An 11,041-nucleotide genomic window follows, 5' to 3' on the forward strand; every position below is an offset into this window, starting at 1 on the left:
GGATCGGGCCGAACTCCTCACCGGCACCGGAGAGGCCTTAGTGGGCGAACAGGCGGCGCAGTGCCGTGGTCAGTTCGGCCTCGGGGTCCTGCACCGCCTCGACGGCGCGCCAGGCGACGAACCGGTCGGGGCGTACGAGGACGGCGCCGGAGTCGGTGTGTCCGCGCAGCCGGGTCCAGGTCGAGCGCGGGTCGCGGTAGTCGCCGTCGAGGTGGCCGACGCGCACCGCGTCGAGCGGGATGCCGGTCGCCGCCGCTGCCTTGGCGGCTGCTTCGATCCAGTCCCCGCCGTTCTCCCCCGCGAGGAGCAGCATCCGCCCCGGCGCGACCAGGTCCATCACCGGCAGCCTTGTGCCGTCCAGGGTGTCGAGCCAGGCGTGCGGGAACGGATGGCCCGGGCGGGCCGCGGGCTGATAGATGCGGACGGGGTCCGGGTTGGCGGGGGCGTCGGTGCCGTCGGGCAGGACGGCGGCGGAGTCGTAGGTGTACCCGTACTCGATGTTGTGCTCGTTGAACTCCATGGACTGGGACGCGATGGCCCGTGCGACGGAGCGCGCGTACTCCTCGTCCTGCGGCCGGCCGCTCCACGCGCGGCGCAGGTTGTCCCAGTTCGCGGCGGCGCCGGCCTCGGGGCTTCCCCCGATGAGGTCGGTGGTGACCAGGTGGTTGAGCGCGTTCTCCAGCGAGCGCCGCACGTTGGTGGAGGTGACGGGCTTGCGCTCGGGCTCGTAGGTGGCGAGGAGCGGGTCGCCGGCGTGGCCCTGGAGCACGGCGGCGAGTTTCCAGGCGAGGTTGTGGGCGTCCTGGACAGCGGAGTTGAGGCCGAGGCCGCCGGTGGGCGGGTGCCGGTGGGCGGCGTCGCCGAGCAGGAAGACCCGTCCCTCTTGGAAGCGCTCGGCGAGACTGCCCTCCAGGTTCCAGCGGCTGATGAGGTGGATGCGGAGCGGGTGGTCGCCGATGCCTAGGGCGGTGCGCAGGTCGCCGACGACGGCCTCGTCGTCCAGTGAACGCTCGTCCTCGTAGGGGTAGTTGAGGTGGACGACCCATTCCTCGGACTCCGGCCCCCAGTGGTCGGGGCCCATGGGGATCATGACGCCGGCCGTGCCGGTATCGGGCAGATGCAGCCAGCGGATGAGGACGTGCGGGTCCCGGGCCCACCGCGACAGGTCGGCGGTGATGTGGAAGGTGACCATCCGGGCGACGTTCCGCATGCCCTCCGTCTCGATGCCGAGCGCCGGACCGACGGTGCGGCCGCCGTCGCAGGCGAGCAGATAGCGGGAGCGCACCCGGTAGGTCTCGCCGCTGTCCTTGTCGAGGACGGTGGCGGTGACCCCGTCGGCGTCCTGGGTGACGTCGGTCAGCTCGTGGTGGAAACGGACGCGTCCCGGCTGCGCCAACTCCTCGGCCCGGCGCCGCAGATGGGGTTCGAGGCGGAGCTGCGGGAGGTTGGTGGGGCGCTGCGGGCTGGCCGCGGTCCACTCCGGCGTCGAGCCCGCCGCGCCCCACTGCTCGATCGTCGCGATACGGCGGCCCGTGTCCCGGTCGTCGCCGGCGAACCCGGCGTACCAGCCCGAGTGCGTCATCTGCGCCTGGGGCGTGCCGGCCGCGTAGACCTGCTCGTCGATGCCGAGGTCACGGAAGATCTCCATGGTGCGCTGGTTGAGCAGATGCGCCTTCGGGAGGACCGAGGTCCCCGGCCAGGCGCTCACCAGCAGGCTGTCCACGTCCAGCCGGCTCAGCAGCATCGACGCGGTGAGTCCGGCGCCGCCTCCGCCGACGATCAGAACGGGGAGGTCGATGTCGTTCATGCGTACTCCTTGAGGTCCCTGTGCGGATGCGGCGCGCGCGTCAGGCCGGACGCGTCAGGCCAGACGGGGGAAGAGCCAGACGGGGGAAGAGACTGAGGGCGCTGTCCGAGTCGATCGCCCGGTGGTCCGCCGGTGCGAGCTGCTCGTGGGTGTCGAGCAGGCCGGTGAAGTAGCCGACGGCGAGGTCGGGCGCGAAGGGCCAGTCGCTGCCGTACAGGACGTGTCCGGGGCGGGCGAAGGCGAGCAGGCTGGGCAGGGCGGTGGGACTCGATGACAGCGCGGTGTCGAAGTGGAAGGAGGTGAGGCTGTCGAGCAACTCCCCCGGCTCGCGCCCCGTTTCGGCGAACAGCGCGGCCGCGATGCGGTGGGCGGCGTACGGCAGGAAGCCGCCGCCGTGGGAGAGGATGAGCCGGAGGTTCGGGAAGCGGCGGGGGATGTCGTGCAGGACGAGGTTCATCGCCGCGCGCGTGGTGTCGAGCAGGAAGTCGGCGGCGAACGGTGGCAGTCCGGGCACCGGAGGCCCCGGCAGGTCCGAGGGATGGATGTGCACCACGGCGGACCGCTCGTCGAGGAACGCGAACAGCGGCTCGTGTGCCGGGTCGCCGAGATACGTACCGTCGGTGTGGGCCGGCAACGAGACGCCGTCGGCGCCCAGTTCGTCCAGCGCGTGCGCGGCCTCGGCGAGGGCGCCGTCGACATCGGGCAGCGGCAGGGCGGCGAAGAACCCGAAACGGTCCGGGTGCCCGGCGACACAGGACGCGGCGTAGTCGTTGACCTGCCGGGCCATGGCCCGGCCTTCCTTGTCGTCACCGAGGTGGACCCCTGGCGCGGACAGCGACAGGACCGCGGCCCGGATCCGGTGCGCGTCCATCAGTTCCAGGGACCGCTCGGGACTCCACTCGGGCAGGTCCCGGCCGCCGGGCCGGTGAATCTCCCGGCCGCGCAGCCAGGCCGTGTAGACGGGCGGCAGCAGATGGTGATGTACGTCGATGCGGCTCATCGCGGTCCTTCCTCGGGTTGGACGGGGAACCGGTCCTGGGGCCGGCGGGACGGACGGGGTGCCGACGCCGGGACCGGCCGGGTGGACGGGGTGCCCGCAGTGGACGGGCCGGGCGGAGGAGGCTGCCCGGGACCGGCCGACGGGCGAACGGACGAGATCGGACGTCAGGTGGCCGGCACCGGGCAGGCCCGGGAGCTACCGAGCAGGCCCGCGAGCTACGGCCCCTGCCCCCACGGAGCCGACGCGACCGGCGCGGCCGGGGCGCCCGGGGCGCCCGGGGCGCCCGGGGCGCCCGGGGCGCCCGGGGCGCCCGGGGCGCAACGCCAGTCCCGCGGCCCCGAACCTCCCATGAGCGCCGCCGCCCGCCCCGGCTCTCAGACGACGGCCGCCTCCTCGAACCGCCAACGCACCCCGTACCGGTCGAGCGCGGCGGCGATCCGCAGCCGCAGCTCCTGACCGGTGACGTCGGGCAGCGTCACCAGGGGCCGCCCGTCGGAGAGTTCGCAGGCGACGGAGTCCGCGGCCGTGTCCGCCCCGGCCGCCCGGAGTTCGGCCACCACGGCGCGGCGGGTGGCGTCGAGACGCAGCGGGACCTTGGTCGGTTTGCCGACGTCGGTCACCGGAAGGCCGCCGTCGAGGACGATGACCTCCTTGGGTGCGGCGGCCCGCTCCGGCACCCGCTCGGCGGCGAACGCCCGGAGCTCGTCCGGTGTGACCGTCTTGGCGCCCGCGGCGAGCGTCACGTACACGACGGGGACCTCGCCCGCGTGCGGATCGGGCCGGCCCACGGCGCTGGCCGCGGTGACCGCCGGGTGGGACAGCAGGACGTCCTCGACGACCGCGGGGTCGATGTTGTGACCGCCACGGATGATCAAGTCCTTTGCGCGGCCCAGGAGATGGACGAATCCGTCGGGATCGACCCGGGCCAGATCCCCGGTGTCGAGCCATCCGTCGCGTACGGTGCCGAGGCTGTCCAGGACCGGCCCGTCGGGCCCCTGCCCGGTGACGTAACCGGCGAAGACGGTCGGTCCGCTGATCAGCAGGGTGCCCGCCGCGCCGGCCGGCAGATCGTGCCAGGCCCCGTCGGCATCGACCCGCACGGTGCGCAGCCGCTGGTACGGCAGCCGCTGCCCGACCGAGCCGGGACGCCGGTCCTCGCCGAGGAAGCCGCGCGCGCTGGCGCAGGTGGCCTCGGTCAGACCGTAGCCCTCGCACAGCGGGACGCCGGTGCGGTCCTCGAACGCCTCCCGTACGGCGAAGGGCAGCGCCGACGCGCCGACGACGGCGAACCGCAGCGCCGACAAGTCGGCGTCCTCGACCGGGACGTGGGCCAGTACCGCGTACACCGTGGGCACGGCGGACAGGGTGGCGATCCGGAAGTGCTCGAAGATCTTCCAGATGGCGCCGTACAGAGCGGGTTCGCGATAGCCGAGGGGGCCGGCCCAGACCACGTGCTGGCCGCGCAGCGCGGGGGCGAGCAGGGTGACCACCAGCGCGTTGACGTGGAAGAGCGGCAGGGCACCGAAGATCGTCGAGTCGTCGTCGAGCAGCGAGTTGGCGGCGACCATCCAGGCGTCCGCGACCTCGTTGGCGTGGGTGTGCGCAGCGAGTTTCGGGGCGCCGGTGGTGCCGCCGGTGTGGAAGCAGGCGGCCAGGTCGGCAGGTCCGGGAGCCGTGGCGCCGACGAGCCGGTCGGCCGGGTGCTCTGCGGCGGCCTGCTCCAGGTACGCCACATGGACCCCGGGCAAGGGTTCAAGACGCGGTCCCGGGCCGGCCGCGGCGGTGGGCCGCAGCGCGAACAGGGCCGTCAGGCCGAGCGACGCGGCCACCGCGCGAGCCGTGCGCCAGGCCGCCTCGTCCAGCTCGGGGCCCGCCGCGATCAGCACGCGCGCTCCGCCGAGTGCGAGCAGCCGCTCCACGTGCCGGGCGGTCAGGGCGGGGTTCACGGGGGCGGCGATCCCGGCGGTCTGAGCGGCCAGGAGGGCCGCGGGCAGCCACTCGGTGTTGGGGCTGAACAGCCCGACGGAGGTGCCGCGGCGCACCCCGTGGGCGTACAGCAGGTTGGCGATGCGGTGCACCTGGTCGCGCAGTCCGGCGAAGGTGAGGGTGGGGGCCCGCAGCCAGCGCTCGGCGTCGGGCAGCGTGGTGAGGGCGGGGCGCTCCGGCCACCGGTCGGCCGCACGGCGGAGAACGTCGTACGTCGAGCCCGGCAGTCCGCGTGCGGCGAGCGGCACCGCTTCGACGGCTTCGAGGTCGGTGGGCCGGTCGTAGGCCGGCCAGAGCGGATCGTCATTGATCGCGGTCACGGCGGTGTCTCCTGCTACTTGAACCGGACGATTGCCAGTGGCACCGGACGGTTGCTGCTTGAGCCGGACGGTGGCTACTTGAACCGGACGGTGGCGCGCTGGACGCCCAGGTCCAGCCGCCCGTCGTCGGTGGCGATCCGGGTGGTGACCAGGTCGCCGTCCTGGAGGTAGTGGGGGTTGTGCGCCTGCCGGGCGAAGAACGCCTTCCACCGGCGCTCGGGCGGCAGCAGGGCCCCGAGCATGGCCAGCGCCTTGTGCGGAGCCTTCAGCGCGGTACCGCCCGGTGTGCCGGTGAGCAGGACGTCGCCCGGCTCCATCGTCTGGAAGCGGGCGAGCAGAGTCAGCGCCTTCGCCGGGTACGTGATCATGTCCACTGCGGTGCGGTCCTGCCGTACGACGTCGTTGACCCGGCAGGTCAGCCGCAGCCTGTCGAAGCCGGTGAGTTCGTCCGCGTCCACGAGCAGGAGGCGGGGGCCGAGCGGGGTGAAGCTCGGATAGGACTTGGACTCGTAGAACTGCGTCCTGGTCAGCTGGATGTCACGCGCGCTGATGTCCTGAGCGACGACCAGTCCGGCGACGTACCGCGCCAGATCGCGCTCGCCGACCTCGGCACCGACCGGCAGCCGGGCGCCGAAGACGAGCCCGATCTCGGCCTCGTAGTCCAGGAACCGGACGTGTGAGGGCCGCACGATGTCGTCGCATGGACCGCTGACCGAGCCGGACGCCTTGCGGAAGAACGCGGGCGGGACGCGGTCGGGGTCGAAGCCCGAATCCCTCGCGTGCGAACGGTAGTTGACCATCTGGGCGACGACCCGGCAGGGAGTGGTCACCGGCGGGAGCAGCTCACTCTCGGCGAGTGGACGGCCCGGGTCACCGGCCTCGGCCCGGCCGGCGGCTTCACCGACGGCTGCCCGGTCGGCCAGCAGACCGGCGGTGGTGACGGCCGCGGTGTCGATGCGGTGCAGGCGCCCTGCGTCCTCCACCCACCAGCCCTCGGCCGTGCGTACGACAGCGGTACTCATCGGAATCCTCCTCGGAGCCGGAGCGGCGGTGACCTGCCGGGACCGGTCCTCAGCGCGGGACGGCAGGAGCCAGAGGGGACAGCCGGGGGCGGCTCGCCGCTCGGGGCCCCACTCCTTCGTAACTGATGAAAGCATCACTCTTGATGAGCAGGATGTCAACGGCACTCATCACTACTGATGAAATCATCAAGACTGCTGGAGCTGACCTATCCTGCACTCATGCCTGAACAGCAATCCGGGATCCGGGACACCGCCCCGCACAACCGCTTCGAGCGCCGGCGCGCCCGCACCCGGAGTGCGCTCATCGGGGCCGCGCGCGCGATCCTGGCGGAGCAGGGGTCGCCGGGCGACGCGAGCATCCAGCAGATCGCGGAGCGCGCGGACGTCGGGTTCGGTTCCTTCTACAACCACTTCGAGACCAAGACCGCGCTCTTCGACGCGGCGGTCTCGGACGCCCTGGAGGAGTACGGGCAGCTGCTCGACAAGGCGGCGAGGACTCTCGACGACCCCGCCGAGGTCTTCGCGGCCAGCGTGCGGATGACGATCCGGATGGTCGAGACCCACCCGGAGCTCACACAGATCCTGCGCGCCAGCGGCCTCGCCCAGCTGCACGCGGAGACCGGCCTGGCCCCGCGCGCCCTGCGCGACATCGAGAGGGGCATCGCCCGCGGCCGCTTCCAGGTGGAGGACCCCCTCATCGCCCTGTCCGCGGTCGGCGGTTCGCTGCTGGGCCTGCTGCAACTGGAGACGCTGCGCCCCGAGGTCGCGGGCCCGGCGGCGGGCGAGCAGCTGGCCGCCCTCGTCCTGCGCATGCTCGGCCTGCCCCCGGCGGAGGCACAGGAGGTCGCCCGCCGGCCACTCCCGCCACTGCCGCCGGCCTGACCGGCCACTCCCGCCGTCGGCCCAACCGGCCACTCCCGTAGGCCCAACCGGCCACTCCCGTCGGCCCGGCCGGCCGCTCCAGCAATAGCGCGCAACCCGTCCCGCGGGATCGCATTCGCCGAGCTATTCCCGGTCGCCCCAATGACCGCCCGGCGATGACATCGTCACGAAAGAGCGAGAGCGATCCCGGGTGGGCGCCGCCCGCCCGTGCCGGGCAGGAATGCGCCGCCCGCAATGCTTCTCGAAGAAGACACGCAACGGAAACATGCTGCCGCCGACGGCCTGAATTGCTTCCAGGGGACGCCAACACCGCTGCGGTACGGCCGGAAATCAGCCGATAGCAGCGACTTTCAAGGTGCGCGGCAGCTACCCCACTCCTGTCCAATTCCCGTTCACAGCAAGGCGAGTTCACCGCTTTCCTCCTCAACTGTCCTCGCCCGGAGCGCTGTTGAGTGAATGCCGTCGCCCTGCCCATACTTGGCGAATCAAGAACCCAGGAAGGTTTCCTTCCACTTCGCCGTCATCAGGGGCATGAATTGCACAGACAGTTGAGCATCCGACTGAGAAGAATGCGGGCCTCTTCGGTGGCCACCGCGGTGGCCGTCGCGCTCACGGCGGGAATGACCGCGGTGGCACCGGCCGTCGCGGGGAATTCCGCGGGAACACCCTCGGCAGCCGCCGCGGACGCCAATGGCGCGCGGCACTGGATCACCCTGATCACCGGCGACCGGATCGCGGTCGACGACAAGGGCGAACCCGTCACGGTGGAACGGCCGGCGGGCCGTAAGGACATACCCATCCAGGTCGAGCGCGTGGACGGCCACACCTACGCCGTGCCCGTCGACGCGGAGGAGCTGGTCCGCACCGGACGCGTCGACCGGCGCCTGTTCGACCTCACCACGCTCAGCAGGCCGGAGTACCTGGCGCAGCAGCGGGACGGCATCCAGCTGATCGTCACGTACAAGGGTGCCCGCCCGGCCGCCAGGAGCGAGCTGCGCGGCGCCGGGGACACCGAGCTGCGGCATTCCTTCTCCTCGTTCGACGCCGACGCCGTGACCACCCCGCGCGCCGGCATCGGTGCGGCATGGGACGCGCTGACCGGCGAGCCGAAGAGCACCGCCCCGTTCCGTACGGCCGCGTCCGGCATCGACAGCGTCTGGCTGGACGACATCCGCCAGGCCGACCTGGACAAGAGCGTGCCGCAGATCGGCGCGCCGACTGCCTGGGCGGCCGGTTTCGACGGCAGCGGCACGAAGATCGCCGTGCTCGACACCGGAGTGGACCAGACCCACCCGGACCTGGCCGGCCAGGAGATCGCCGAGAAGAACTTCTCCACCTCCCCCGACTCCAGGGACCGGCAGGGGCACGGCACGCACGTCGCGTCCACGGCCGCCGGTACGGGGGCCAAGTCGAACGGCAAGTACACCGGCGTCGCGCCGGGCGCGAAGATCCTCGACGGCAAGGTGCTCAACGACTACGGATCGGGGGCCACTTCGGGGATCATCGCCGGCATGGAGTGGGCCGTCGCGCAGGGTGCCAACGTTGTCAACCTGAGCCTGGGCTCCACCGACTCGCCGGGAGTGGACCCGCTGGAGGAGGCGGTCAACCGGCTCTCGGCCGAGACCGACACGTTGTTCGTCGTCGCCGCCGGCAACTCCGGTGCCGGCTCCGGCGGCGGAACGATCGGCTCGCCCGGCAGCGCCGACGCGGCCCTGACCGTCGGCGCCGTCGACAAGAGCGACCAGCTCGCCTCCTTCTCCAGCCGTGGCCCGCGCGCCGGTGACGGCGCGATCAAGCCCGATGTGACCGCGCCCGGCGTGAACATCGGCGCCGCCGCGGCGGCCGACAGCACCGTCGCGAAGACCGGCACACCGGTCGCGGACGGCTATGTGGCCATCTCGGGTACGTCCATGGCCACGCCGCACGTCACGGGCGCCGCCGCGATCCTCGCCGGGGAACACCCCGACTGGAGCGGCGAGCAGATCAAGTCGACCCTCACGGGTTCGGCGGTCTCCGGCGGCTATACGCCGTTCCAGCAGGGCTCCGGCCGTATCGACGTGGCCCGGGCCATCGACCAGACCGTGACCGCCGAGCCGGCCTCGCTCTCGTTCGGCCGCCAGGATTTCCCGCACACCGACGACGAACTCCTCACCAAGCGCGTCACCTACCGGAACGAGGGCAGCGAGCCCGTCACCCTCGACCTGTCCGTGTCGGCCACCGGCCCCGACGGAAAGAGCGCTCCCGCGGGCGTCTTCACCCTGGAGCAGCCGCGGTTGACCGTGCCGGCCGGCGGTGAGGCCTCCACCACCGTCAGCGCGGACACCCGGGCGGGCACCCTGGACGGTACCTACAGCGCGTACGTCACGGCGGGCGGCGGCGGTCAGACCGTGCGCACGGCGGCTGTCGTGGAGCGCGAGATCGAGTCGTACGACCTGACCTTCGAGCACATCGGCAAGGACGGCAAGCCGGCCACGCAGTACAAGACCCACTTCGTGGGCGTCGGCGGGCTCGGCAAGGGCCGCTGGTCGGATCTGGGCAACGGGACGGGCACCGACACCGTCCGGCTGCCCAAGGGGCGCTACTTCGTCAGCACCTCCTTCTACGTCCTCACCGGTTCCACCTGGACCGGCGCGGACGTGATCAACCAGTCCAACCTGCAGCTCGACCACGACACGAAGGTGACCGTCGACGAACGCACCGCGAAACCCGTCGACATCACCCCGCCCGATCCGAAGGCGACGGCTCTGTCGGGTTATGTGGGCGCGGAGATCAAGACGCCCGAGTACTGGACCAGTGCCGCCTGGCTGCTCGGCAGCTTCAAGACCTTCACGTTCGGCACCGCGCACCTCGGGCCCGACGCGGCCCCCGGTGAGCTCCAGCAGCGCATCCAGGCGACCTTCCTGGACGACGCGATCGCGTCCGAGTACCACCTGGCCTACCAAGCCGCGGGTACCCGGTACACCGACGGCTTCGTCCGCAGCCCGAAGTCCGAGGAACTGGCGAAGATCTCCACCCGGCTCGGCTCGCCCGCCCCGGACAAGCGCGCCTACCTGTTGCTCCAGGCCGACACCGGTAATGGACCGACCGGCGCCGAGTACATCGTCAGCCGCAACCTGCCGTACGAGCCCACGGTGTACGTGAACACCGACAACGCCACGAAATGGCAGCTGGACTTCCGGCGCTACGACAGCGCGACCAACCTCTTCGAGGCGCAGTACCTGTCCCCGTACACGGCGTACGAGGCGGGCAGGAGTTATCAACGCGCCTTCGGTATCGGCGTGTTCGGGCCGAACCTCGGCACGGGGCAGGGGCTCTCCCGTACCGGTGACGAAATCACCGGCACGGTCCCGCTGTTCGCGGACAGCGACGGCAACTCCGTGCCGCTGACGTACGCCTCGGCGGGGACCACCCTGACCAGGAACGGCAAGGAGGCGGGCACGGACGACGATCCGCTGACCGGCGCGGCGTCCTTCACGGTCCCGGCCGGCAAGGCCTCCTACCGGCTGACCGCCACGGCCACCCGGGCCGCCGGCACCCCGGTCTCCAGCAAGGTCACGGCGACCTGGACGTTCCGCTCCGGGCACGTCGACGAGCGCACCGCGCTGCCCACGTCCGTGGTCCGCTTCACCCCGCCGCTCGCCGGGGACAGCACGGCCGCGGCGGGCAGCACGCTGAAGGTCCCGGTCACGGTCCAGGGCACGGCCGCGGGCCACGCTCTCGCCGCGCTGCTCGTGTACGCCTCGTACGACGAGGGCGCGCACTGGTCCTGGCTGCCCGTCATCGGCGGCAAGGTGAGCGTGCAGACACCCGCGGCGGGCACCGCGGTCTCGCTGCGCGCCAAGGCCGTCGACAAGAACGGCGACACGCTCGACCAGACGATCCTGCGCGCCTACGTCGCGAAGTAGCCCGCGCACATGGAGAAGCCGCTCCCCCCCAGGTCCGCGAGTCGCACGGCGACACCCGCGAAGCGGGCGGGGTCTTCAACGCGCTCACCTAGGCGGTGGTGTGTGGGCGGGCGACAGCC

Annotated in this window: 6 protein-coding genes; 2 read left to right on the forward strand and 4 right to left on the reverse strand. The window is 72.1% G+C overall.

All coding sequences use genetic code 11. The features are described from left to right. Positions 1-37 precede the first annotated feature (37 nt). The 4 genes from ACFVYF_RS23140 to ACFVYF_RS23155 all read right to left on the reverse strand — a co-directional run bounded on the left by ACFVYF_RS23140 (position 38) and on the right by ACFVYF_RS23155 (position 6,135). Positions 38-1,807: an FAD-dependent monooxygenase gene (locus ACFVYF_RS23140; RefSeq protein ID WP_389458077.1), complete on the reverse strand. Its 1,770-nt coding sequence runs from the start codon at positions 1,805-1,807 to the stop codon at positions 38-40. 40 nt (positions 1,808-1,847) lie between these two features. Beyond that, positions 1,848-2,807: an amidohydrolase family protein gene (locus ACFVYF_RS23145; protein WP_389458079.1), complete on the reverse strand. Its 960-nt coding sequence runs from the start codon at positions 2,805-2,807 to the stop codon at positions 1,848-1,850. A gap of 374 nt (positions 2,808-3,181) precedes the next feature. Beyond that, on the reverse strand, positions 3,182-5,113 hold the full coding sequence (locus ACFVYF_RS23150) for an acyl-CoA synthetase (RefSeq protein WP_389458081.1): 1,932 nt from the start codon (positions 5,111-5,113) through the stop codon (positions 3,182-3,184). Positions 5,114-5,187: 74 nt separating this feature from the next. Continuing rightward, the gene (locus ACFVYF_RS23155; protein ID WP_389458083.1) at positions 5,188-6,135 is read right to left on the reverse strand and encodes a fumarylacetoacetate hydrolase family protein; all 948 of its coding nucleotides are present in this window, start codon (positions 6,133-6,135) and stop codon (positions 5,188-5,190) included. Positions 6,136-6,354: 219 nt separating this feature from the next. Between ACFVYF_RS23155 and ACFVYF_RS23160 the strand changes: the two genes are divergently transcribed. Both ACFVYF_RS23160 and ACFVYF_RS23165 read left to right on the forward strand, forming a co-directional pair. Next, positions 6,355-7,017, forward strand: coding sequence for a TetR/AcrR family transcriptional regulator (locus tag ACFVYF_RS23160; protein WP_389458085.1), 663 nt, complete (start codon positions 6,355-6,357; stop codon positions 7,015-7,017). Between the two features lie 569 nt (positions 7,018-7,586). Beyond that, entirely contained in the window at positions 7,587-10,922 is a 3,336-nt protein-coding gene (locus ACFVYF_RS23165) for a S8 family serine peptidase (protein WP_389458087.1), read from the forward strand. The last annotated feature ends 119 nt before the right edge of the window (positions 10,923-11,041 follow it).

Origin of the sequence: Streptomyces sp. NPDC058274 (genome assembly GCF_042881375.1) — a bacterium.
In the GTDB taxonomy this organism is placed as follows: Bacteria; Actinomycetota; Actinomycetes; order Streptomycetales; family Streptomycetaceae; genus Streptomyces.